Annotated in this window: 14 protein-coding genes; 5 read left to right on the top strand and 9 right to left on the bottom strand. The window is 46.0% G+C overall.

What is annotated here, in order from left to right:
* Positions 1 to 26: 26 nt before the first annotated feature.
* The 8 genes from JHD44_RS12485 to JHD44_RS12450 all read right to left on the bottom strand — a co-directional run bounded on the left by JHD44_RS12485 (position 27) and on the right by JHD44_RS12450 (position 14,918).
* The gene (locus JHD44_RS12485) at positions 27 to 1,097 is read right to left on the bottom strand and encodes a T6SS phospholipase effector Tle1-like catalytic domain-containing protein (RefSeq protein ID WP_199463110.1); all 1,071 of its coding nucleotides are present in this window, start codon (positions 1,095 to 1,097) and stop codon (positions 27 to 29) included.
* Between the two features lie 567 nt (positions 1,098 to 1,664).
* Positions 1,665 to 3,950 (bottom strand): hypothetical protein, encoded by a 2,286-nt coding sequence (locus JHD44_RS12480; protein ID WP_199463109.1) that lies wholly within the window; start codon positions 3,948 to 3,950, stop codon positions 1,665 to 1,667.
* Between the two features lie 602 nt (positions 3,951 to 4,552).
* A complete protein-coding gene (locus tag JHD44_RS12475) occupies positions 4,553 to 8,332 on the bottom strand; it encodes a beta strand repeat-containing protein (RefSeq protein WP_199463108.1) in 3,780 nt (1,259 codons plus the stop codon).
* 563 nt (positions 8,333 to 8,895) lie between these two features.
* Complete coding sequence (locus tag JHD44_RS12470; RefSeq protein WP_199463107.1) at positions 8,896 to 9,792, bottom strand: PIG-L deacetylase family protein; 897 nt, start codon at positions 9,790 to 9,792, stop codon at positions 8,896 to 8,898.
* Between the two features lie 204 nt (positions 9,793 to 9,996).
* Positions 9,997 to 10,809 (bottom strand): hypothetical protein, encoded by an 813-nt coding sequence (locus JHD44_RS12465; protein ID WP_199463106.1) that lies wholly within the window; start codon positions 10,807 to 10,809, stop codon positions 9,997 to 9,999.
* A gap of 433 nt (positions 10,810 to 11,242) precedes the next feature.
* On the bottom strand, positions 11,243 to 11,671 hold the full coding sequence (locus JHD44_RS12460) for an REP-associated tyrosine transposase (protein WP_199463104.1): 429 nt from the start codon (positions 11,669 to 11,671) through the stop codon (positions 11,243 to 11,245).
* 123 nt (positions 11,672 to 11,794) lie between these two features.
* Complete coding sequence (locus tag JHD44_RS12455; RefSeq protein WP_199463102.1) at positions 11,795 to 14,110, bottom strand: ATP-binding cassette domain-containing protein; 2,316 nt, start codon at positions 14,108 to 14,110, stop codon at positions 11,795 to 11,797.
* The gene (locus JHD44_RS12450; protein ID WP_199463100.1) at positions 14,100 to 14,918 is read right to left on the bottom strand and encodes an ABC transporter permease; all 819 of its coding nucleotides are present in this window, start codon (positions 14,916 to 14,918) and stop codon (positions 14,100 to 14,102) included. The genes JHD44_RS12455 and JHD44_RS12450 overlap by 11 nt, the downstream gene beginning before the upstream one ends.
* Positions 14,919 to 15,159: 241 nt before the next feature.
* Between JHD44_RS12450 and JHD44_RS12445 the strand changes: the two genes are divergently transcribed.
* Both JHD44_RS12445 and JHD44_RS12440 read left to right on the top strand, forming a co-directional pair.
* Entirely contained in the window at positions 15,160 to 16,509 is a 1,350-nt protein-coding gene (locus tag JHD44_RS12445; protein ID WP_199463098.1) for a glycosyltransferase family 2 protein, read from the top strand.
* Between the two features lie 8 nt (positions 16,510 to 16,517).
* Entirely contained in the window at positions 16,518 to 18,755 is a 2,238-nt protein-coding gene (locus tag JHD44_RS12440) for a glycosyltransferase (protein WP_199463096.1), read from the top strand.
* A 117-nt stretch (positions 18,756 to 18,872) separates the two neighbouring features.
* On the opposite strand, the gene JHD44_RS12435 is transcribed toward JHD44_RS12440, so the two are convergent.
* The gene (locus JHD44_RS12435; RefSeq protein WP_199463094.1) at positions 18,873 to 19,571 is read right to left on the bottom strand and encodes a Crp/Fnr family transcriptional regulator; all 699 of its coding nucleotides are present in this window, start codon (positions 19,569 to 19,571) and stop codon (positions 18,873 to 18,875) included.
* A 312-nt stretch (positions 19,572 to 19,883) separates the two neighbouring features.
* Here JHD44_RS12435 and JHD44_RS12430 point away from each other — a divergent pair, with 312 nt between their 5' ends.
* The 3 genes from JHD44_RS12430 (at position 19,884) to JHD44_RS12420 (ending at position 24,890) form a co-directional block, all read left to right on the top strand.
* Positions 19,884 to 21,497, top strand: a complete 1,614-nt coding sequence (locus JHD44_RS12430) for a FecR family protein (protein ID WP_199463092.1) — start codon at positions 19,884 to 19,886, stop codon at positions 21,495 to 21,497.
* A gap of 9 nt (positions 21,498 to 21,506) precedes the next feature.
* Positions 21,507 to 23,507, top strand: coding sequence for a CHASE2 domain-containing protein (locus tag JHD44_RS12425; RefSeq protein WP_199463090.1), 2,001 nt, complete (start codon positions 21,507 to 21,509; stop codon positions 23,505 to 23,507).
* A 75-nt stretch (positions 23,508 to 23,582) separates the two neighbouring features.
* The gene (locus tag JHD44_RS12420; RefSeq protein ID WP_199463088.1) at positions 23,583 to 24,890 is read left to right on the top strand and encodes a tetratricopeptide repeat protein; all 1,308 of its coding nucleotides are present in this window, start codon (positions 23,583 to 23,585) and stop codon (positions 24,888 to 24,890) included.
* Positions 24,891 to 24,969: the final 79 nt, after the last annotated feature.

Genomic DNA, 24,969 nt, shown 5'->3' with positions numbered 1-24,969 from the left:
TTTCGGAGCGACTGACGTGATAGCCCTCACACGCTTTGCAATTTATTCTTATTTGGCTCCAATATCAAAGTAGAACCACTGTCTGGGGACAGATGCTCAGGCATCTGCCACACACTTGGCTTACTCACACAACGGGCAAGAGGCTGATAATTAGGCAACTTCATTTGACGATAAGAAACCGATGTATGCCATCTTGGGGCGGTAACAGCGCACGGCACACCTTGTTTGAGTACATGGCAATGCCGCGGAGCCAGTGTCAGATGTCGGTACAATGGCAGTCGATCTTGATAATGAATGATGCCCAGTGGGTTATGTCGAATGGCCAGCATATCTGGTGTTAGCCAAGGCTCATGGCAAGCCACTTGCTGTTGATACACTGACTGCTGTAATTGCGTTTCTAGCCAACGCATCAAAACGGTCAAGCTAATATCTGCTAAGCCATCGTAGCGATAACCACCCCCAATATCAGAGTGAACGCCCGCGAGCCAGACTTCTTCAACCCTCTCATCGTGATTCATCAAGGTTGGGCGAAACGCTAAGCGCTGTTCATCCAACGCCACCAAATGCAGAGCGTTACGGACACAGGATGGTAATGTACCGCCATATTCGAACACCACCTCATGGGCTGGACGCTGCGCTTTATCTAAGTTAGGTAAACCAATCGACGCGACCGTGTCCATCACCGCCTCGATCACGATTGGTCGCTGTAACAAGCCATCCAGTAGTGCCGCAAAGCGCCGAGCTAAAGCGGCCCCTCGACTAAAACCAATTAACACAATTAGAGAAATACGATCATGGAAGTAACTTTGGAAATCAAACAGCGCCTGATTCAAGATACTCGCCACATCCCCCTGCTCTATCGCCAAGCCCGCGTTAATATAACGCGCCGCACTGGAACCGTATGTCCCAACACCTGAGTAATAAAAACTGACCGCGCCAGAGGGTAAACGACTCGCCGTCGAGGCCGCAGACAGCGTTCCCCCAAGCCATAAATGAGACTTTAGAACATTAGTAATACTGATATCTTGCTGCTGATAATGCTCCGCATCGGTGGGATCGTTACAAGTACCATCGAAATGAAAAAATAGAATCGTCATAAAGCCTCCTTGTTATCTACCCACCACCTCCTGCGGCAGGGATTAACATAACAAAGTACTCATCGACTTACGCTGAGCTAACTCAAAACTTATGGATGAACCAAACCACCATTGTGGGATCCCGCTGTGCGGGTGAACATTTGCCTCCCTTGGGGGATGAATATTGGTCGCTCGCACAGCAAGCTCCTACAAAACACCCATCATTACAAAATACTGATGTGCGGGTGAACAAACCAACATTGTAGGAACCCGCTGCGCGGGTGAACATTTGCCTCCCTTGTTTGATGCATATTGGTCGCTCGCGCAGCAAGCTCCTACAAACACCCATCATTGCAAAATACTGATGTGCGGGTGAACAAACCAACATTGTTGGATCCCGCTGCGCGGGTGATCCTGCTTCCTTGTCGCTCGCACAGCAAGCTCCTACAAAACACCCATCATTGCGATCATTGCGAAATACTGATGTGCGGGTCAACCAAACCAGCCATTGTAGGAACCCGCTGTGCGGGTGAACCTGCTTGCTTGTCGCTCGCGCAGCAAGCGCCTATAAAACAAAGCTCCTACACTTTATGCCAATATTTCTGCGACGCTCATTTCACCAAAGTCATAGCTTCCAATTAAGTTCGCTTTAGAAAAGTCACTTTCGCCGACATCAGCAAGCAACTGGAAGGCTTTAAACTCATTGGAATCGCTGTTTTCTACAATCAGCAGGTATTCTCGGTTAGCGTCATCATAATCCCCTGTACTTTGGCTGCTCAGGTCAGCCTCAGTCACAGATGCATCAAGGGATTGATCGGATAACTCACCGATTTCAGTTAAGCCATTGAATACTTCGATTAAGCTCGTTTCGGTTAATAACTCATACACCTCACTATCAACATCAAACGAGACAATACTGTTAGCTGCAATCTCATTTTCTCCACTCGCCTCTAGCACAACATAAGACGAAGCCAAAGCAGTATGATCCTTGTCATCTGCTTGATAAGTCGTCAAGTAAGCTGAAAAATCCAGCTCAATTTGATCGGCTATCACACCGGTTAAATACAGTTTACCTAAATCAAACACCTGTCCTGCTAAGCTTGTAACCGTTAAGGTTCCAGCAAAGTCAGTGGCAAACCAGACCTTATCATTACCTTGTTGAGTATCGACAATCCAATGCAGATCTTCATTTTGCTGTAACGATTCGTCTAGATAAATGTATAATCTATCAGCACCATTAGACATTTGATAAGTAAAGTCTGTTTCAGCTATCGAGTATTTCTCTAAGCTCGCCTCAGTTAAGGTGGCCGTCATAAATGTATAATCAATACCACCGCTGACCGTAAATGAGGCAATATCGTCGAGGCCATTTAGCGTTAACCTAGCAGAGCTTTCACTTGTTACGGAAACAGAGTTCAAAGCATTGTTCGTAGAAGCAATATTTTCGAGACGGTTTATACCAATCAGGTCTAGGTTTAGGTAGTTAATGCCTGCGATATCTTGTTCGTTGTTTTCGGCACCGATGAGTATATCGACACTTTCACCATTGGCTCCTACCTGGTTGAGTGTTAGGTTGGCTATCGCTTGCCCATCTAATTCAGGCTGGTAAATCGCCGTATGAACATCTCCCCAAGGTAAGATTCCATCTGCCAGCCACTGTGGGTTTAAAAGCTCGCCTGATGTGCTGGTTAGAATAATCTCAGGCGCGACATACGTTTCACCATTGTCACTGGAGATCTTTGAAAACTGTGAGCCGTAGCTCACCTTTAGCTGTTCTTCCAACCCTTGTTCTTGAATCGCATCTTGCAAAATCTGCAATAGCTCGGCATGACTTTGAAACGGCGCATCACCCACAAGCTCGTAAGTAATACCATTTAATGAGATGGCCAAACCAATGTAGCCATTGTTGAGCCATTGCCCTGTTGGGCTATCAAAATCAAGTACTTCTATGACTAGCGCTGATCCGGTTTGCACTGACGCGGCAATGCCATGCTGCTGTGTAACCGCATTGCTGTCGAAGGTAATCTCTACGCTTTCTTGGGTCAACTCTGCGGTCAGCTGCAACTCAGATGAAGGTGCCATCAGGTTGACAGCCGATAATTCCCCAACACTTGCTAAAGTCAATGATTCCAATGTTGTGTCAATCGTTGTGGCATCAAACGCAATATTTTCGCCAGACGCGTTAACCAGCGTAATGTGCTCTAAGCCATGACTACCAAGCCCAACAAGTGACTCAAGCTCAATGACTAGCTCGTCCGTCCCCTCACCCGCTTCTATTGTTAAGTTATTGTTTAACTCGGTCGCGTTAGCTAACACAATAGAAAAGGCATCATTGGCATCCGTACCGTAAATCACATCTTGCTCGTTTATTTCTGCGGTGATGCTGGACTCGCCATCGAGAGAACGCGAAGTAATAATTTGTCGCAGCTGATGTAGACTCGGATTATCAATAGGACTGGTGCGGGCAAACGTATCGCCTAAGGCCACACTGTCATCGAAATACAGCTTTAATGTCCCCCACACAGGGTCTGTGTTGGAGAAGCTTATTAGGCTCTCAATCACACTGTAAACCACTTCTGCTCGACTAGCGCCCTGCTCTAGTTGAGCCACCATATACTCTATCCCTAGTGGGAGCAGATCTTCCCTTAAGGATAAAGGTAACTGCGCAGTCAGAAATGCCGAAGCAAATTGTGCATGGCTAAGTGTATCTGGGTAGAAGGTATCAAACTCTGAAGTGGCCACGAGCTCGGTAGTTAAGTCACTCAGTGATTGGCCATTTTCAACTTGGGCGATAAAGCGCTCTAGAAGAGAAGCAGTGGGGGCGCCAGAGAAAGTTCCGACGATAATCGAAAGTACATCATTGCGAGTCGACATGTCACATCCTTATTAATAATGATTCCTAATATATTCAATTATATAATGCTTATTTTGCGATGAAACAGTTTGGCAGAAGTTGAGAGTGTAAAGTTTGAGTAACGTGTGGGGTTGAATAAGGTGTAGCAAGAAAAAAGTCCCCATCATTGCGAAATATGGATGTGAGGGTGAACAAACCAACATTGTAGGAACCCGTTTTGCGGGTGAACATTTGCTTCCCTTGGGAGATGAATATTGGTCGCTCGCGCAGCAAGCTCCTACAAAACACCCATCATTGCGAAATACTGATGTGTGGGTGAACAAACCAACATTGTTGGAACCCGCTTTACGGGTGAACATTTGCTTCCTTTATGTGATGCATATTGGTCACTCACGCAGCAAGCTCCTACAAAACACCCATCATTGCGAAATACTGATGTGTGGGTGAACAAACCAACATTGTAGGAACCCGCTTTACGGGTGAACACTTGCTACCCTTATGTGATGCATATTGGTCGCTCGCGCAGCAAGCTCCTACAAACCATAGGCATAAAAAAACCCCCATCCCGAAGGATGAGGGTTTTTAGCTTTACGCTTAACTACCCGAAGGTAATTAAGAGATATTAAGCAACGACAGTAGTGTTGTCGATTGACTCACCGAAGTCTACAGTACCTAGTAGAGTTACAGTAGATACAGTATCAGTTGTGCCAACAGTTGAAGTTACTTCAAACACTTTGTACTCACCGTCGTTATCATCGTTTTCAATCATGATGATAGAGTCTTGAGTTGAACCAACTAGATCAGTTGCTTCTGTGTGTGTTGCAGTAGAGATGTTAGCGTAGTCGTCAGTACCAGTACCATCATCGTTAAGAGCAGCCTTCAAGCTAGCAGCAGTCAAGTTCGCCCAAGTTTCAGTAGTAGAACCACCGTCAGCGAAGTCATTTACTACAACTACAAGGTTTGCAGTTAAGTCGATGTTAGCTGCTTCTGCATCAGTATCGTTACCAGAATCTAGGATTGAAGTAGCGATTGTCTGTTGAGATGCAGTTGAACCAGAAGCGCTAGATAGGTTCTCTAGGTATGCAGTGAAATCTAGAGTGTCTTCAGCTAGAGCGAAGTTCAAGATATCGTTGTTACCGATATCAGTACCAGTGAATACGATTGTTTCTGCAGAATCGTCGTTAGTGCTTAGCGCAAGAACGTCGTTACCAGAACCTAGGTTGATCGTATTGTTGTTAGCTTCTTCATCAGAAGCTACACCTACTAGAGTTGCACCAGCCGCTAGACCATCAGTAGTTGTATCAACATCTACTAGGGCAGCCAACGCAGCTTCATCAACACCACCAGCGTCTACGTTATTACCTACAACTTGAGCTGTAGCTAAGTTCGTTCCAGCATTTGCAGCAACAGCTTCGATAGTTACAACAGTGCCTGAAGCAGATGCAGTGTAGTTCGCATCAAGGTCAATCACTGCAGCCACAGCAGAAGCAACGCCAGCTGCAGTAGCACCATCACCTGCGGCAGCTGTGTAAGTGAACACGTCAGAACCGATAGTTACAGTGTATGTAGCAGTATCATCAGCAGTTACGCCAGCAAAGTTCAATGTTTGAACTTCGTTTACTGCGTCACCTTGAGTAGCTTGTACTGATGTACCAGTAGTTGTACCCGCAGCGTTTACAGTGCTGTAACCTGAGTTAGTAGATGATGCTTTGATGTTAGCTAATTGAGTATCTAGATCTGTATCTAGAATATCAGCGATAGCAGAGTTTTCGTTGTAAGCTTCCCATGCTGCTTGAACTGTTGTGTAAGCAGTAGATGGGTTAGTCGGCAGTGCAGCTTGGTCGATAGTAACAAGTAGATCGTCAGCATCGTAAACACCATCAACAAGCGCTGTAACGATTACAGAATCGTTTGGACCATCTGTCGCCACCAACCACTGGCTTAGAGTTGCGTCGTTGTTGATCGCTTCTTTAAGAGCTTGATTGATGTCAGCCATATCTGCAACGTAATCAGAAACGTCGATAGATACAGAAGAAGATTCGAAACCGTTATCATCTTCAGCAGCTGTGCCTGAAGAAACACCAGCAGCCGCAGCACCAGCAGAGAAAGTTACCGTTACAGTAGCGTTGTAAAGGAAGAAACTTTCGCTGTTATCAGAACCTTCTAGGTCATCGATATCAGTGTTTTCTGCGTTGAACAACCAAGTTGCTGCCTGTGAATCAAGACCAGAGTTGTCAGAGTAAACAACGTCGTTGCCCGCACCAGTTGTGATAGTCACTTCACCGTCGCCAAGAGCGCGAACAGTATCGTTACCCGCACCAGTAGAGATTACGATGTTATCAAGATCTTCTTGGTCTTCGTTCCAGTTAGCATCTAGGCTGTCTGTAGCTGTACCTTCAACTTCGAAGATTACTTCGTCGTTACCAGCACCTGTATCGATTGTTAGTTCGAAGTCTTCGTAAGAAACCGCTTCTTCAGAAACTGTAAGCATTACAGTGTCGTCACCAGAACCAGTAGAATATTCGAACTGGATGTTATCAGTTTCGTAATCGTTGGCAGTATCTTCTTTGTCGAAGTACTTAGCAATTACTGCATCTTCTAGAGCTGCTTCAAGATCAACGTCACCTGTCATTGCAGACGCGTCGAATACACGAACGTTCTCAAGACCGTTGTAACCGTCGTCATGACCGTTGTCACCGATAGTTAGGTCACCGTTAGTGCCTTCGTCTAGTAGCTCAGTGCTGTTTACAACGTAAACTTCTTCTAGGTCGTCGTTAGTCGTAGACAAAGAAGTGATCCAGCTAGAATCATGTACAGTCACGTTGAACTGTTGGATACCAGCAGAACCAGAGTCACCAGTAGACATGTTTCCGGCACGTAGGTCACCAGACTCAGAACCACGACCAACGTTGTCTAGCTCGATGTCAGTTTGAGTTAGGTAAGTTGTTACAGCTGGGTCTTCGTTCGTGATGTTTGTGTGAACGTTTGTTTCAGCTGGTACTGCACCGTCTGCAACCCAACCAACAGAACCTAGCTCTTCAGAACCAGAGTTAGTTAGTACGATAGTTGTACCAGAGTATAGCTCACCATCATCAGAGCTGTACTTGCTGAACTGATCACCTAGAGACGCAGTGATCGTAGTGTAACCAGCTGCTTCTAGAGCTGCGTTTAGGGCATCAACGATGTCTTGGTAAGTAGGCTCAGCACCTAGGTTTTCAGCATTGATCGCTTCGTCAGCTACTAGCTCAACTTCAACGCCATCAACAGTGATTACTACACCTTTGTATGGGTTGTTTGTTAGAGGGCCAGTACCATCAGCCATACCTTGAAGGTCAAGGATCTCTAGGTATAAAGAAGAACCTGCAGTTGTACCGTCTGGTGCAGTGATGTGTTGAGTATCGAAGTAAACCGCGTAGTCAACGTCACCCGCATCAGTGTCTTGCATAACGATTGTCGTTTCATCAGAATCGTTACGTACGTCTTCGATTACTAGGTCAGCACGAGAGTTTACAGACCAGAACTCAACTGTTCCGTCCATGTCTTGCGCGTCAACTTGTGCGTAAGCGTTAGAATCGCCAGCAACTAGGTCAGAAGCAACTTCGTTGTCTGAATTATCAGTAACTGTAGATTGAGCTTGGAATTTCGCTACTTCAACAGAAGATGTTTCAACGTTGATTGCGAAATCAGCAGAGTTACCGATCTTAGCGTAAAGCGTATCAGTGCCAGCGCCACCGTCGATTTCGTCACCAGACTGTAGAGTGTTCTGGTTGTCGAAGTAAGTCGCTTTGAAGAAGTCAGATAGAGACGTGCCTTCTAGGAAGTCTTGACCAGTTGTTAGACGCTGAGTTTGAGCGTCTGCATCTAGGATGCCTGCTTGGATAAGCGCTTTCTTATCTGTTACAGAATCTTCAGAAGCGTCAACGTCTGCTGTTACAGAACGTAGTTCTTCTAGAGAAAGACCAGAGAAGTCAGTTGTTAGTGCGAAAGTCGTTGCTACGTCAACTTTGTTGTTAAGTTGAGTTGCAGCTTGACCCCAAGTCGCGTCGTCTTCAGAAACTGAAGCAAGCGCTTGGATTGCAGTGTACATAGCTTCACCGCGAGAAGAACCGCCGTTGATAAGACCAGCAACGAACTCTTCACCTAGTGCTAGAGTGTCAGCGTCAACGTTGTCACCTAGTAGGTTACCAACGAAAGACTCTGCGAATTCTTCAGCAGTTAGGTAAGTTGGGTAGATAGTCGCAAGCTCTTCTGTTTCACCTAGCTCGTCAGCTAGTTCTGCAACAGTTGCACCGTCTTCGATACGTTCTACTAGAGAAGTAAGAAGGTCTAGAGTTGGTGCACCGTCAAACATACCAACGATAGCCGTTAGTAGATCTTGGCGAACTTCATAAGTAATAGCCATTTATAAACTCCTTGATCAAGGTTTAGTTACTAAACTTCGCGTTCGGTCTGAATACTTCATATTGACCTCACTTGAATTAGTTTTAGTGTTTACTTGCGCATCCGCGCTAGTACCGGTTGCTTTAAGTGCTGTAAAAGCCGCTTGCACGGTTAAATGTGTGTGCAACATTGTGCGTACTTTTTGTGACACTTTGGTGAAGTCATCCGAGCCTCACCTAGCATGTTTACGAGAATAATAGAGTCTCCGTCAAATTGGTGTGACGGGCATCACACGAGGTGAACTTTTCTCTTATCGCTCGCGTCTCGTTTTTCTTGAGATAAAAATCGCAACAAAAACAAAGATATTAGTGCCCGTAGAGTCTCATAAAGGGCGGCGATAGTTCAACGGGTTTATTTCGTTCGTGCGTTTTTTTTGATTTTTTTACAGATAAATGTCATTCAAAACAAAAGTGAATAACAGTTCATATGGTTTAAATCGATTTGTTAACCTGCAGAGGGGCTTTTGTTCACCCGCGCAGCGGGTTCCTACAGGGTGGTTTGGTTGTCTTAACCGCATGGCGAAGCTTACAGTTTGCTGCGTAGCCAACGTAAGGGTTGGGTGATGCGCCAAGATAAGGTTTGGTGTGTTTGGTGGAGCATGTGTTCCAGCTCTTGTATGCGTTGTTGCATTTGTTCTGTTTGTTGCTGCTGTTGTTGTGCCTGCTTTTCTGCGTGTCTGAGCGTTAGGGTGGTTTGATCTGGTTGGTGTTGTTCGGTAAAGCCAGCCAGTTCTTCTTTCTCTAAAATGTAGAACGCTTCGGCGTAATGAACATCTAGCCCTAGGGTGTAGGAGCGAAAGGTGTTTAACCCTCGCATTTGCTCGGCGTAGTGTTGCCCTTCTAATTGGGAAGGAAAGTTATGCATGGCTTGCCATTTACGTTCTTGGTAAGCGGTGATGTCTTCCAGACAGTTTGGGGTCATGGGCATCCCCACTTCATAGAAGGCAAGTCGCTCTATCGTCGGCAGCTGTTTCGCCAAAGATAGCCCTAGTTGTGCGGTCGCTCGGTGATCTCGATGCATTTCCCATATGGAAGGCACCACCAAAGTCGTTGGTTGCCATTCGATCAAACGCTCAAGTAGCGCAGCTTCGATGGTTTGGTCATCTAATAATGCCGCATCTTGCCGCTCAAAGAACTCAGGCTCTGGTAAGCCTAAAGTTTGCGCTGCAGTGCGGGATTCGTCGGCGCGAAGCTTGGCTTTTTCCGCACGTTTGATTTCCGCCTCAGGGGTATCACCAAATTCTCCAGAAACTACTCCAGCAGTAATGATAAACGCTTGAACCTGTTTCCCCTGCTCGGCCCATTTGCAGGCACTGCCACCGCAGCCAAATACTTCATCGTCTGGATGGGGCGCTAAAATGGCGATGCGTTCACCGCAGACCGCTGAGGTTGTTTGATAAGGAGTAAAGTATCGTTCAAGCACAAGCAATCATCCTGATAGGGAAACCCGTTATTTTGGCGGGAGAGTCATGATAGAACAAGCCCCAATTTAGAGTTTGTTCGCCTGCACTGCGGGATTCTACAGGAGGTTTTGTAGGAGCTTGCTGCGCAAGCGAACAATATTCATCACACAATGGATGAGTTGGTTCACCCGCGCAGCGGTTTTGTTCACCCGCACTGCGGGTTCCTACAAGACCATTTCGTCCTGTTGGGCTGTTATCCCAACTAGTTGGATATCTAGCGCAGCTATTGGCTCGGCAGTTACTTGCTCCGGCTGTAGTGCGCCGTAGCCTGTCTCGACATCCATTAAGCTTTCTAACAATTTACCGTAGTAGGATTCCCAGTTTACATCTGGGGTGTCCAGTGCAAATTCTAAGTCGTTTTCATCTAAGTTCAGCACTGATATAAAAGTGGCTTCATCAACGCCCCATTCCTCTAGAGGCAGCAAGGTTGACCAAGATTCTTCATATTCTTCGCCGTCCAAATCATCCCAGGCATCGAGGTTTATCAAGTTATCAAGCCATTGATTTACGTAAGTCATCCACTCGGAATTTTCGCCATAGGCCGCTTCGTACCCTTCGAGCACTTCTGCAAAGGAGTACCAATTTACTTCTTTTTCCACTTCGGCAAAGCTAGTTCCTTGAGACCCCCAGTCTAAGCCAGCCATTTTAGCGCGGTAGTTATTCAGTAAATCGCCCCATTTCTGCATCAGTTCTGATTGATTGGCTTGGTACATAGAAGAAAAATCGCCTTCTAAATATCCACCATTCCAGTGTGGTGCATCCCCACTGTTCACAAAACCTTGATTGCCAAAAAATTCTTTTACGACCTCTCCGGTGGCACCTTGTCCATAAATTTCAGCCAACATATCAAATGTGATTCCGTATTGGGCAGCGGCAGAGTAGATGTTTTGTGGGCTGGCAATGTTTGCATTGATGAATTCACGAGCTTCTTGCATCGTTATTTCGTAGTACGACAATAGTTGATTAGCACTGGTCATGTGCAACTCCTGATTTAAATAGTCCTTGTTATCCTTTTATGCCCCAATTTGGGGCGAACGCAAACCTTAACCAAGCGTTCAACATTTAGTCAAGCTTTTATCTTGATGACCAAAAGAGATTTTCCCGCAAGCGATGGGGGTTCAACCGCGCAGCGTTGTTTGTTTAACCGCATGGAGGTTTGGTTCACCCGCAAAGCGGGTTCCTACATTGGGTATCTGTTTTTTGTAGGAGCTTGCTGTGCGAGCGATGGTGGGGTCAACCGGATGGCGTTATTTGTTCAACCGCATGGTGGTTTGGTTCACCCGCAAAGCGGGTTCCTACATTGGGTATCTGTTTTTTGTAGGAGCTTGCTGTGCGAGCGATGGGGGGTTCAACCGCGCAGCGTTGTTTGTTTAACCGCATGGCGGTTTGGTTCACCCGCACAGCGGGTTCCTACAGGAAGATGCAGTCCCAATGTGGGTAATCGGTAACGCTTGTGACGAGCCCTGCTCTTTTGGGGTTTGCGATGATGTATCGAGCGATATCTATGCTCTCCTGTTCACTGCGCATGGCGCGGTCATAGAAGCCTTTTTGCCAGTGTACTTGGAGCTTTTTTCTAGATCGTTCTTTGACTATTCGAACTAGCTCTGAAATGTTTTTGTTTTTCGGTTGCAGTAACCAGTGGATATGGTCAGGCATTACAACAAAGGCGATGGTTTTGGACCAGTTTTGTAAATCACAATATTGCATGTAGGTGATGATTGTCCGAGCCGTGCGGAAGTTTGCAAAGTAAATTACCCGTTTATCCGTTGCGAAGGTTAGGTGGTAGACAATATCTGGGGCGGATGAGCGCCCTTTGCGTAGTTGCGAGTATCCTTTCATTTAAACCGTCCTTGGTTTATGGTTTTGTTCACCCGCATGGCGGTTTGGTTCACCCGCGCAGCGGGTTCCTACATGCGAGATTTGGGTTGGCTCACCCGCGCAGTGGGTTCCTGCAAGGGGTGGTTATCGGAAGTCGCTGTCGCCGCCCATGAGCCACCAGTTGCCTTTGGATTCGGCTAGGTGTTCTGGGTTGTCGAGGGCGTTGCCGGGGACAAAGACTTCGGTTGGTTCAACGCTGGCTTCGTCGGTTTCAAGCCATGCGTAAACGTTTCCTGATAACCATGTTTGTATGCGCTGTCGTCCGTTTTGGGCAGCCAGTTGTTGTGCGGCGGCAAGCAGTATATGACTGTTTTCGGGGGTACCGATAAAGTCTAGTAGCTCCATGTGATCGGCTTCAGGGTGATCTTTTAGTACCACGACACCTATGAATGTTTGCGGTTGTTCTGGCTGGCTGACAAACCAGATTTGGTAATGATCCATGGGTTTTTCTAGGAAGCGGAAACGCATCCATTCTTGATCTCGAATGCCAACCAAGTAGCTATTCAGGTGCGGCACCATTTGTTGCCATAGGTGATCGATAACTTGGCCTTGTTGAGGCTCCCCTGTCCAAGGTGTCAGCAGTAGCTCGTTTGCTTTGGCTGGCCATTGGGCTTCCAGAATACGGTCAGTCGCGGCATAGAGGTTCTGGCGCTCCCCGACGCGTAGGTGTCGTCGATTGGGAAAACCAAAACCGTATGGGAAGTCTCGACCTTGGCCGATTTTCTCGGTCAGGAAGCCGTAGACACTGCGATAAAACGGTCCCGTTTTAGTCAATACACCGCGCTGACGACGATCAACCATGACATCGCCTAGTTGCGCTAACGTCGCAGGCGTCCCTTTGACCATGCCTCGACGTGGTGCGCCACCACAGAAACCGACTACTTCATCACCTTCCGAAACCATGTAACCTGGACTGCTGGCATAACGGTATTTCCAATGCCAGACGTCTTCGTGAAGTGGTTGCTTAAAGGTGTCTTGGAACAGGCGCTTGATGTTTTCAAAATCCGCGACGGCATCGGCTTCACGAACACTCCAGCGGCCGCTGGGTTTTCGTTCGGTGACGATGGCGTCTTCTTTAAGTCGCTTTGCTGGTCCCGGTTGTTGCCATGAATGAGGCAGCATGACCAAGCCACGCTCTTGATTGGGTTGGGTGACATGTAGCGTTACCACTGGGTCCGCTTCATCGTGCAAGAACAAGCCTCGCTCACAAAACAGTAACACGCCTATATAGTAGGTGCCCTTTAGCAGCGGCATTTTCGGAAAGGTCACCGAGATACGGCCAATGCCATCCGCATCAACACTGGGCTGCACACCCGCTACCCAAGCACCACAGCTGGTAATCAGTTGTCCAGCAGCATTGTGCACGGCTAAGGCCACTTGTGGTATTTCGTCTTTTAGGGTGGATTTAAACGATATATGTAATGTGACGTCTGTTTGACCACTTACGATATTGAGCACATCGCCTTTTTCAGTATCCGTGTGGGCCTCAACCTTTTGTATGCGAGCGTATTGGCCTTTTGGTGGTGTGTTCCCTGAAGGTGTTTGTTCAGTATTTGCTTCTGTCTCAGTTTTGCTTTCTTCTGCAGGCAGTAAGTCAGAAGCTGTTGTTGAAGAAACCACTCGTGCTTGGACATCTGCCGGCGTTGCCTCTGGATTATCTGCTAAGCAGTCTAAGAAAGCTTGGTATTCCGGCACGATATCAGCGGGAGCACCTTGCTTGACCAGCTGGCCTTTCTCGATCCAAATCGCCTGTGAGCATAGCACTTCGATTTGATACAAGGAGTGAGAACAAAATAAGATCGTGGCGCCACGCTCTTTCATGGCCATGATGCGCTCAAAAGAACGTCGAGCAAAGTCTCCATCACCAACAGATAACGCCTCATCAATGATAAGAATATCTGGCTCCACACTGGTGGCGACTGAAAAAGCAAGACGCACATACATACCACTTGAGTAAGTAGACACTGGTTGATCAATGAAGTTACGCACGCCAGCAAAGTCAATGATGTCTTCGACTTTGCTGTCGATTTCTTGTCGTGAGATGCCCATGATTGAGGCAGATAAATAGATGTTCTCTCGACCGGTAAACTGAGGATTAAAACCTGCGCCAAGTTCCAGCAGTGCGGCGATACGGCCGTTAACATTGACGTGGCCCGTTGTTGGCGTCAAGGTGCCACAGATTAACTGTAAGAGGGTAGATTTCCCCGCACCATTACGTCCAACGACCCCTAGCACTTCTCCTTTCGGTAGAAAGAAAGAGACTGGCTGCAGCGCTTGATACTCGCGAAAGAACTGCTTACGACCACGAAATAGCATCTGCTTTAGGCGGTCTTTCGGGGCATCGTATAAGTGATAGGTTTTCGATACATTATCAATGTGCAAGGCAATATTAGAGGACATCTGCAAACCCCTTTTTCAATTTATGAAAGCCTGCCGCTCCCAATGCCATAATAAACCCTGCCACCATTAGGTATGCGAGTAATGCCATGCCTTGTTGCGGCCATTGACCTTGCATCACGATATCTCGTAACAGTTCAATTGGGATCACCAATGGGTTAATCACCATAAAACCTTGAACAAACTCGGGTAAGGCCGCAGTCGGATAAAAGATGGGCGATAAAAACATTAAAGGCGTTAACACCAAGGTAATCACTTGTGTTAGATCTCTTAGGTACACACCTAACGCAGACAGTCCCCAACTTAGCCCTAGCAATAAAGGCAGAAGTAGGATCAACAATATGGGGGTTGCTAATAAATGAATGCTGAGCTCACCACGCATAAGCCATGCACCAACCAGTAACACTAAGAAGCTCACCAAAGCAAAAAACAAGGCAGACAGTACGTTTACCCACGCTAAAATGGGCAGTGGAAAGATGACTTTCTTTACCATATTTGGCTGCTCTGTGACCAAGCTGGCTGCACGACTTAGCACTTCGGCAAATAGGTTAAAAATCAGTAACCCCGAAAAGATCTGCAAGGCAAATTCGATGTTATTGGCGTCTTCATTTCCCGGCCATTTCGCTTTTAAGACAGATTTGAAAACAAAGGTGTAAACCGCCAACATCAGTATTGGGGTAATAAACACCCATGCGGCACCTAGCATAGAGCCTTTAAAGCGCTGCTGTATCTGACGTTTCGTCAGCTGTAAAATAAGCTGACGCTGTTGAACAGGCAGTGCGTATTGCCAAAACCAGCGAATAGGGATCATGGACAGCCTTAACTTAATGGATCACTGAAATGGCGGCTAAGATACCACCATCCCTATAGGTTGGCAAAACGAGACACGTCAAGCTGACGTAAAGCAAGAGAGTCATGGTTAGCTTACTACTGGGGAGTAAAATGACTTATCAAACGGTATCCGTCTTTTGGGAAGACATAGATATAACCGCTTGTTTAAGGTATCGTGCTCTATCTACTTTTTATGGCATGAAAGAACCTATTATAACTATATGTCGCATACATCTTTATCTACTACTGATTTGTCCTCCACTGACCTTTCTCACACTAAGTGCCTTGTTTCGGTTATTGTCCGCACCAAAGATCGCCCAGACTTATTAAAGGAGACGATTCTTTCTATTGTGGAACAAACCTATCGCCCTCTTGAAGTCGTTTTAGTAAACGATGGTGGGGGCGATGTTGAAACGCTGGCGGCTGATTTACTGAAGGTGGAAGACGAACTGTATCTGCAATACCTTGCTAGCGACACAGCCACAGGACGTTCAGCCGCAGCTAATCGTGGGTTAAATGCGGCCAAAGGCACTTTTAGCTTATTTTTAGATGACGACGATTTACTAGACCCTGCTCATATTAGTAGTTTGGTGATAGCGCACGAAAACACCTATTCTTCTGGTCAATTAGGCGCAGTACATTGTGTCGCCAAAGCGATGCTTATTGACGAACAAGGCTCGAGAAAACTCTTGTCTTACCAAGGTGAAGCCTTCACTAAAGAGCGCCTGTTATACCAGAACTGTTTACCTATTATGACGGTTCTATTTAACACTCAAATACGAGAGTTTGCTCAGTTCGACGAACAATTCGATTTATTTGAAGACTGGGACTTCTGGTTGCAAGTCAACCAACATTGCGAGTTTCAATTCCTTGATGAGCAAAGCTGTATCTATCGTATGCATAACAATGCATCCAATGTACGCGCGGAGCAAAACGCCAGCATTGCGTATCAGCAAGTTTACCAAAAATGGCTACCACACTGTGACACTGAAACACTAAGTCTAATGTTAAGCGCTTCGCACAGCCTTCATGAGACAAACGTTGCAGCCTTACAGACACTGAACCAGAATGAGCTAAGCCGCATTGGATCATTGCATGAACACGCTTTGAGTACTATTCAACAGAAAGATCAAAATATAGAGCAACTTGAACGCGATTATCAGCACGCTATCAGCACCATCGCAGAAAAAGACGCCAGCATCGAGAAATTGTCCTCCTTACATCAGCAAGCACTTGATGTCATTGCCAAAAAAGACGAAGATGTTGCGCATTTGTCGACGCTACACTCGAATGCTCTTAATGTCATCGCTGAAAAGGACCATAATGCGGAACAACTAGCTTCACTGTACAACGAAGCAGTTGAATACATCGCGAAGTTAGAACAAACATTGACCGACGAACGATCTGTTTTAAAGCAAGTGCATTCAGAGCTCTCTTCTCTACAAGAACGTACTCAAGCATTAGAGCAATCTAAGCAGCAGCTAGAAATCGAGAACCAGCATCAGCAAGAATTATTACTCAAGCCTTGGTATTGGCATTTTTACCAAGGTATGAAGCGCAAAAAACATTGAGAATTTACATGAATCGCCCGATTGACATTATCATTCCTGTATACCGCGGACTGAAGGACGTGCAGGATTGCCTTAATAGTGTATACGAAGCTAAACAACAAACGCCTTATGAACTGATCGTCATTGATGACAGCTCACCTGAGCCAGAAGTAAGTGCTTACCTTAAAGAAGAAGCTAAAAAAGGGCTGTTTACGCTACTCATTAACGAAGTCAATCTAGGCTTTGTTGCAACGGTCAATCGTGGCATGCAACTGCATGAAGATAGAGACGTTTTACTGTTAAATAGCGATACCATTGTTGCGAATGACTGGCTCGATCGTATTTATGCTGCAGCGTATGCTGATGAGCGAATTGGTACCGTGACACCTTTTTCCAATAACGCCACCATTTGTAGCTACCCTACGTTTTGCCAAGACAATCAACTCCCTAGCAACACCTCACTTGCCCATTTAGACACTTTATTTGCATCAAGCAACCGCGGCCAAGCGGTCGATATTCCAACTGGCGTTGGCTTCTGCATGTACATTACACGTGGTTGTTTAGAAGAAGTAGGCTACTTTGATGTGGATACGTTTGGCAAAGGCTATGGCGAAGAAAATGATTTCTGCCAACGGGCGATCAAAGCTGGCTGGAAAAATCGCTTCGCTCTAGACACCTTTGTCCAGCACACGGGCAATGTCAGCTTTGGTGATGAGCACAATGAACTGAAGCACGGTGCATTAGGGAAATTAGTTAAACGACATCCACATTATGAGCGTGATGTACATTTGCACATCGCAGAAGACCCCGCTAAAAGTGCTCGTGTTGCGGTTTGGTTAGCGTCTTTACTTCACAGCGAACAACCGATAGTCGTTCATGTCACCCATAACCGAGGTGGTGGCACACTTCGCTTTGTTGAGGAACTAAGCAAGGACATCAAGCAAGCAGCGTACTCGTTGATGCTGATGCCTAGTACCCAAAAGCCTGGTTATTTAGTATTGACGCCTGTCCGCGTTAGCAATGAGGGGTTAACCCCTCAAGAATCAGAGTACTCGCTTTATTTCGAAGCACAAAACCAGCAGCGCTTATTACTCAGCATCTTAAAGCAATTACCCCTTGGTGCTTTCCATTTTCATCATATGCTGGGATTACCAGACTGGTTGATGGACGTTCCCAAGCAGCTGGATTTACCTTGGTTTATTGCGCTACATGATTTCTATTTTGCCTGCGATTCTATCTCACTGACCGATCGTGATGATAAATTCAAAGGTCAAAGCACAGAAGCGGTCTTGCTAGAAAGCGGAGCGGCTTTGGACGATACCCCTGACCGTCAACAATGGCGTCAACGTTTTACAACGCTTCTAGACGGCGCGACTCGATGTTTTGCGCCAAGCCGAGATGCCGCTTGCCGTCTACAGTACTATTTCCCTAAAGCCAATATTGTTACCCAATATCATCAGCAGGCTCGTCACTTTAGCTCTGAGTTCTACCCATCTCCGATTCAGGCCAAGCAAGAAAACGACACACTGAATGTGATCGTTGTTGGTGCACTTAGTCGCATAAAGGGTGCTGATCTTCTTGAGAAAACAGCTCTGCTCTGTAAACAGAACAATATCAATGTTGATTTTGAACTGATTGGCTATGGCTACAGGGATCTGATTACCAAAGGTAGAAGCAATTTACATGTTCATGGCCGATACCAAGAATCTGAACTATTAAGCCTATTGGAAAGTCGTAAAGCCGAAGGCAAAGCTGATTTAGTATGGTTTACAGCATTGTGGCCAGAAACCTACAGCTATACATTGAGCAGCGCAATCGAAGCAAAACTACCTGTCCTTGCTCCGAATGTAGGGGCGTTTTCTGAGCGACTTTATGGACGCCCACAGAGCTGGATTATTCCTTGGACATGGACAGCTGAAGAAGCGGCTGAATTGCTAAATGGCATCAGTAAAGAAGGCTCTGAATTCAGCCAGCTTGATGACCTGAAAAGCACTATCGAGCCCGCTAAGCAGGACTTTGCTTACCAATCGAATTACATGCCACTTTGTAAAAAGCCAGCCATTCGCCCTATTGCACCGCAGAAGTTGGCAAATTGGCTACAGAAAACCCACCCTCTTTTAGATGGCAAACCGACATTTAAACAAGCCTTGCGGACCCATTTATTAAATACGCTTTACTACCTAAGAAGCACCCCCATTTTACGCCCCATTGCGCGCTGCATCCCACAGCAATTGCAACGTCGAGTGAAAGACCGCCTTTCAAAATAATTATCACCCGCACAGCGGGTTCCTACAAAGGGTAGATTGGCTTTTGTAGGAGCTCGCTGTGCGAGCGATCAGTTTTGTTCACCCGCGCAGCGGTTTGCCAAAAAGATAAAGTGCAGCTTACGAATCACCAGCTTCGAACTGCTGCTTCAATGCGGGTTCATTAAGGATCAATAGTTTGCTGGTGCCGTCTCGTCGTACAATTTCTTCAGACTGAAGAGTTTGGAAGACTCGAGTAACCGTTTCTCGACTCAGGTTAAGCATGATACCAAGTTCTTGATGGGTTGGCGGGTTCAGTATTACGCCTTCCTTGCGATTCAAAGGCTCTTGATCTTGTAACATCATCCATAATTGCCCACATACGCGAGCCGATGTGCTGGATAACCCCAATAATGCTCTCTGCGCTGAAAGGCGTCTCACACGTGTTGCCATGCGTGTAAACAGACGCTCAACCAGAAGGTGGCTGTTCTGCATAACATTGCGTAAAGCCGACGCGGGGATCAACACCACCTGAGACTTTGACAAGGCAATCACACTTTCAGGCTGCCCTTCTCCATCAAACAAGCCTAGCTCGCCACAAAACCCTCCAGGTTCAACGAAGTATAATCCAACTTCACGACCATCAAGAGTGAAGTCCACACCTTGTAGCCGGCCTTCGAACAAAAAGCAGAGGTTGTCCGTCGGATGACCACCATTAATCAATACTGCGCGACGACTGGCCATTTTCAAGGATGATTGTGAGGCGAGTTGATCAAGGCTTTCATCTGGGAGCGATGCCAGCACTTCGAAACGCTTAAGCAGCTCTTTTGTTACAGCCATGACCGTTTCCGATACATTTTAATAGCGTTTTTTCCTAGAGATAACATAGTCATTCAAACGGCAAAAAGATTCCTCAAGAGGCGAAAATACACCTTTCAAACTGACGATCCATGCCTTTCCTCAAGCAATGAGGTTGCGGTTATGGTAGCCAAATCCTGTGCCTTAAAAAACTCTTTAAAGGTAAATTAAAGTTTTTTTCAGAGATGTGACCACAATCACCTTGCTAAAGACTCATCTGTTTATTATTGGTTTCCTATATATTTTAAATTTCTTTTGGATTAATAGTGAAAACTAGGTCCAAGGCAGAGAAAGATGAAAACGACCCGTATTAGTTTTAAAAGTGTTCAGCGCTCAATCAAAAAACGTGCCACTCTTGTTCAGGAGCCTTTTGCTCGTGTCTTCAGCATGTTTGCGATTTGTATCTCTTTAGTGAGTGCTAATGTGTATGCTGAAAATCATGCGGCGGGTGTCGTCTCAATGACTATAGGTAAAGCTTACTTAAACAATGACACGCTTATTAAAGTCGGGACTGAACTTAATGAAGGCGACAAAATCGAGACATTGTCAAATGGCCATGTCTATATTCGATTTGTTGATAACGGCCTAGTTAGCATTCGTCCTGATAGTAAATTACTGATTGAGCATTACCAGTATAATCCTGACGCTCCGTCAGATTCTGTGATTAAATTTGATCTCACTGAAGGGGTGATGCGATCTATCTCTGGTACAGGCGCAAAAGCGGCCCGAGACAAGTTCAGATTAAATACACCTATTGCCGCTATCGGTGTTCGTGGTACCGATTTCGTGGTGAAAGCATCCTCAAGTCTTATTCAGGCAGTTGTAAATGAAGGGGCGATTGTCGTAGCACCGTTTTCTGATGCTTGTGCCGCCGAGGCGTTAGGGCCTTGTTCGGAAAACTCGGTAGAGCTGACTGGTCAAGCAAAACAACTGCTTGAAATTAGTGCCTTGGCATCCTCTCCTCGCCTAATCCCGCTTTCTGAAACCTTTGCCGCCGAATTAAAAAATAGTCTAACTGAGGAAAGCTCGGACGCGGATTCAAGTGAAGCATCTAATGCAGATGAAAGTACTGAAGATCAAGAAGCAACGAACAGCGATGAAGAAGTATCTGACGAGCCAACGCCTTCTACGACCAACCAAAAGTCGTCCCTTTTGAAGAGTGATGTCTCTGCGGCATCAAATATCTCATCGGACAACTCATTAGCTTCCGTCAATACTAATACGACAAACAGTAGTGTTGATAAAGACTTAAAAAACACATCGGAAGATAGAAGCGAGATCGAATCCCTCGTTTCCGCTTACGTGTCAGACAGCAGCCTTGCGACGGCAGACAATCGGATTATCCCAGATAATTATGTGCCTGAGAGCGTCGTTGATTCCGACTCTTTATCAGATAGAAAACTAACATGGGGCCGTTGGGGCAATGCCCTGACAACGGACCGCATTGTGACTACAGCTGATGTCGCTCGCTTTGGTAAAGAAATAGCGCTTACTACAGTTGACCCTGAGTCAGGCGATATATCGATGCTCTACAGAGCGCCTTCTGGTTTCAATGAACTGGACCCGACTTTGGCTGGAAGCATGTCCTTTAATTTAGTCGATGCACAGGCGACCTTAACCACACTAGAAGGTGAGAGCTCTTTGATGGAGGTCACCAGTGGCACTCTGGATATTGACTTTTCACAAGGCACATTTGGCACCACTCTGGTTACAAATCATGATTTATTGAGCTCCGATCTCACCCTTTCTGCTGAAGGCAGTATTGATAGTAACGGAATTCTAAAAAGCACTTCCTCAGACGGATATTTGAAGGGTGCCACGACATTAGAAGGCGATGCAGCCTCTTATATTTTACATAAGGATATTGATCTAGGCTCTGTTGACGCCGCTGCGTATTTTGATAGGTAAGTAAGTACCATGTCCTTGTTCTTTGGCCCAAAACAACATAACAATGCAAAGCATGCCGACGCACCTAATTTTGTGCGTTTTAAACTTGCTTTAGCGGTTGTGTCTCTGCTGGTGGCGTTTTTTATCAGTACGGTATTTGATGCGCTCAAGTATCGCTCTGAAGAAACGTTAGGCGGTTTTTTTTGGACCCTACTCAGTGACAGTACACCTGAAGAACGCATTACTATCGTTGCGATTGATGAAGAAAGCCTTTCTCAGGTTGGGCCATGGCCTTGGCCTAGAGAGACCATGGCAAAATTATCCGATCAGCTTGCAGCGTATGGCGCCAGTATGCAGCTTTTTGACGTTGTGTTTCCGGAAGAAAAACCTGGGGACGCGTTATTTGCCAACCGTTTATCAAATAATAACGCTGTCATTGCACAAGTACCGGTGCTAGACAACGGTTACTCTGTTCGCAGTGGAGTATTATCAGGTGCTCTTGATAAAGCGCGTTGCCAACTGCCTATTCCTGCGACGCAAAACTATTTAGCCAATGCAGCACCCTACAAAGCCATTCCAAAAGGACATATTACTCCGATCATTGATGCGGACGGGCAAATTAGAAAGCAACCTCCACTGATTTGTATTGATGGCGAGGTGTACCCATCCCTTGCTTTGCAAAGTCTACTTCATAGCCTACAGCAAGGCTCAGATAAGTCAGTCGCAAATGTCGCGATTGAAGCGGGATCAGGCTTACTTTCCTCTGAATGGAAGCTTTCTATTGGGACTTACTTTGGCCTCAACATCCCCCTTGATCACCAGGGCAATATGCGCATTTCTTATAAGCAGGCTCCAGAAGCTTTTCAGGTAGTTTCCGCTGCAAAAGTACTGGATGGCACTGCGCCAAAAGCGTTATTAGAGGGCTCTTGGGCATTGATCGGTGCCACGGCATTTGGTTTGGGGGATGTGGTGCCTACTCCATATAACGGTATTGCACCGGGTGTTGAGCTACAAGCCAGACTGATCAGTAGTTTGATTGATGGCGCAGTCCCTTACACCCCAGCGATATCCAAATACATTTTGATTCTCGAAGGGCTATTGGCTACGCTGGTTTTGTTTGCTCTGGGCTACCGCAGTCACCGCTCTAGTGCTTATTCCCTGCCGATTGCGACGATACTGTTACCTTTAAGTGTTATTAGTGTACATGCCTACTTAATGTCTTTTGACGTCTGGATCGGCTGGTTTAATGTAGCGGTATATAGCTTGACTCTTGGTCTGCTCTTTACGTTGTTTGAACATGCTGTCATTCGTGATGAGAGACATCGTATTTTAGGACATTTAAGTAGCTATTTACCTAAAACCGTTGCGCAGCGCTTGATGCGCTCCGTGCCGACGGGGGCGATTGAAGCTTATCGTAGTGATTTAGTGGTAATGTCTGCGGATTTGCGTAATTTCTCTGCTTACGAAGAAAGCCGCTCACCTGAAGAAGCCGCTGCTTTATTACACTGCTTCTTTGTCAAAGCCACTGAAATTGTTGAATCTCATGGCGGTCAAATCGAAGAATATACTGGTGATGCCGTATTATCCAGCTGGTCAACCCAAAGCTCTAATCAAGCGACTTCTCAAGCCGTTGATGCAGCGAATGAATTGCAACGTGCCATGCAGGAAATTTTACCTACTCGTGCACCTAAAGGATTAGAGCCCTTAGCCTTAGGAATAGGCATTGAACGCGGTCCAACGCTGATTGGCTCTATTGGTCCTGCGCATCGCCGCACACATACTCTTTTAGGGGATACGGTTACAATTGCTTTACGCATCCAAGAAATGACTCAAGACCTTGCCCAACCCGTGCTAGTCGGTGAATGTGCTGCACGCGACTTAAGCGGTAACGTTTTGGTTTCTCAAGGCTCTTTCTTACTTGATGGTTTGCGTACTCCTCATGTATTATTCGCCCTTAATACAAGTTTTATCGAAAATGAGCAATCTACTAGAGAACATCCAAATACGATAAGGATCGTCAAGACTGGTTGATGTTGATTCTTGCTATGGCTTGAATCAAGGATTTTACTCTAGCCAAATATTTAGGAACGGCGCGTTAATACGACAATGAAGTACCATTTATACCTTGCCGTTGCGCTGTACTTTTCCCACATTAGTGTTTCTGCGGCTGACACACATTCCGAGTGCGTTCTTCCTACTAATGTTCCGACTGTCCCCAATGCAAGTGAGTGGACGGATTTACGCTTACAACTGGAACCCGAATTACCAAACTGTCTGAATGATTCAGGATATTTCGCCTTGTACGGGGCTTCACTGCTTAATACAGGGAGTATCGATTCGGCTCTGGAGATGCTTGAAAGAGCTCTGTTAATTGACCCTCTCAATGGATCAGCTCAAATAGATTATGCGCAAGCTCTGTTTCAAAACGGCCAGCTGTTAGCAGCTCTGCAAATCAATCAATCGATTCTTGACCGACAAGACTTACCTGAATCTCTCGCTCATTTTTTACAGAGCCGACAAGATAGTTGGGATCAATTTCGCTTTCAAAATCGCTTCCAACTGACGGCTATTCAAGGTTATAGCAGCAACCTAAATAACGCGACGTTGACGCGAGAACATTTAGTGACACTAGATGATAGCGATGCGATCTTATCTCTCGACGACGATGATTTAGCAACGCCGGGGAGTTACTCTAATTTGGGGGTTAGTGCTCGTTTTTACGAATTAAACGATCAAAGCACTGATGTTATTAAATTTGACCTAAAAAGTCGTATCAGTGACTTGTCTGAGTTTGATACCGATGAATTAAGCATCGGTTTCGAGAAAGAAATCGAAGCGCGAACCTACCGAGATACTTGGGAAGTTTCCGCAGAGCATGTGCAGTTAGGCGACAGCGCTCTTTATTCAAGTCTAGAAAGTGACTATGAGCGTTATTGGACAGCACATAGCGTTATGCCTTACCTTAAGTCGGAAATACGTTATGCGGACTTCCACTCAAATAGTCGACTTGATGAAACATCCCTGGGCTTTATCACTGGTTTGGGATTCGGCCCAGTAGATAATCGCTTAGGAATGGAAATAGAGTTCAATCAAAACTTTGCTTTAAAGGACCGTTATGGTGGCGACAAAACCACTATAGAAGGCCAGCTTTATTGGGATGCGGCATTATGGAACGGACGCTTAGTAAGTCGAGTAGGCTATAGCAATGCGGATGACCATGAAAGTTACCCACTATTAGACAGTGACCAGAAGCGTAAAATATACTCCAAGAGCGCGAGTGTGCAGTACTTTTACCCCATCAGTAGTACGTTTATCATTCATGCTGGCTATAATTACAAAGATCAGAATAGCAACCTAAGCATTTTTGACATTCAAACTGAGAATGTCGACTTGGGTTTAACTTATCGCTTCTAAGCCTTACTCTAAGCGGATCTATTTTCATCAATACTCAATGCGATGATGACGGAGTATCGTTAAGGTTGAGCAGATTACG

The organism is Marinomonas ostreistagni, from assembly GCF_016461785.1.
In the GTDB taxonomy this organism is placed as follows: domain Bacteria; phylum Pseudomonadota; class Gammaproteobacteria; order Pseudomonadales; family Marinomonadaceae; genus Marinomonas; species Marinomonas ostreistagni_A.
Note: the sequence above shows the minus strand (reverse complement) of the source record. Positions and strands in the feature narration are given on the sequence as shown.

What these genes read in the sequence shown, in the direction of transcription:
- JHD44_RS12485 (WP_199463110.1), bottom strand. Translation starts at nt 1,097, where the DNA reads ATGACGATTCTATTTTTTCATTTCGATGGTACTTGTAACGATCCCACC.
- JHD44_RS12455 (WP_199463102.1), bottom strand. Translation starts at nt 14,110, where the DNA reads ATGTCCTCTAATATTGCCTTGCACATTGATAATGTATCGAAAACCTAT.
- JHD44_RS12425 (WP_199463090.1), top strand. Translation starts at nt 21,507, where the DNA reads ATGTCCTTGTTCTTTGGCCCAAAACAACATAACAATGCAAAGCATGCC.
- JHD44_RS12440 (WP_199463096.1), top strand. Translation starts at nt 16,518, where the DNA reads ATGAATCGCCCGATTGACATTATCATTCCTGTATACCGCGGACTGAAG.
- JHD44_RS12460 (WP_199463104.1), bottom strand. Translation starts at nt 11,671, where the DNA reads ATGAAAGGATACTCGCAACTACGCAAAGGGCGCTCATCCGCCCCAGAT.
- JHD44_RS12450 (WP_199463100.1), bottom strand. Translation starts at nt 14,918, where the DNA reads ATGATCCCTATTCGCTGGTTTTGGCAATACGCACTGCCTGTTCAACAG.
- JHD44_RS12430 (WP_199463092.1), top strand. Translation starts at nt 19,884, where the DNA reads ATGAAAACGACCCGTATTAGTTTTAAAAGTGTTCAGCGCTCAATCAAA.
- JHD44_RS12420 (WP_199463088.1), top strand. Translation starts at nt 23,583, where the DNA reads ATGAAGTACCATTTATACCTTGCCGTTGCGCTGTACTTTTCCCACATT.
- JHD44_RS12465 (WP_199463106.1), bottom strand. Translation starts at nt 10,809, where the DNA reads ATGACCAGTGCTAATCAACTATTGTCGTACTACGAAATAACGATGCAA.
- JHD44_RS12445 (WP_199463098.1), top strand. Translation starts at nt 15,160, where the DNA reads ATGTCGCATACATCTTTATCTACTACTGATTTGTCCTCCACTGACCTT.
- JHD44_RS12480 (WP_199463109.1), bottom strand. Translation starts at nt 3,950, where the DNA reads ATGTCGACTCGCAATGATGTACTTTCGATTATCGTCGGAACTTTCTCT.
- JHD44_RS12475 (WP_199463108.1), bottom strand. Translation starts at nt 8,332, where the DNA reads ATGGCTATTACTTATGAAGTTCGCCAAGATCTACTAACGGCTATCGTT.
- JHD44_RS12435 (WP_199463094.1), bottom strand. Translation starts at nt 19,571, where the DNA reads ATGGCTGTAACAAAAGAGCTGCTTAAGCGTTTCGAAGTGCTGGCATCG.